The 233-nt window shown below is 38.6% G+C and carries 1 protein-coding gene; it reads left to right on the top strand.

The window, feature by feature from the left end; genetic code table 11:
• Positions 1–233 (top strand): transposase (locus H5123_RS20455; RefSeq protein WP_182699102.1); only part of this gene is annotated, 233 nt, incomplete at both ends.

Below are 233 nucleotides of genomic sequence, written 5' to 3'. Positions count from 1 at the left end.
CTTGATTGCTATGCCAAAGAACTCGCTCAAGTTGAATGGTTCATTGAAAAACAAGCCAAAAATCATAATCCAGTGTATCTAGAACTACTTAAAACTGTACCAGGTATTGGCAAGATTCTGTCACTGACAATTTTGTATGAAATCGGTGATATCTGCCGATTTGAGTCAGTGCAAAAGTTCGCTTCTTACTCTAGATTGGTCAAATGCAAAGCTGAATCGGCGGGTAAAACCTA

It is taken from the genome of Shewanella sp. SR43-4, from assembly GCF_014163845.1.
Classification (GTDB): domain Bacteria; phylum Pseudomonadota; class Gammaproteobacteria; order Enterobacterales; family Shewanellaceae; genus Shewanella; species Shewanella vesiculosa.
This window is presented reverse-complemented; position numbering and strand designations above follow the sequence as displayed.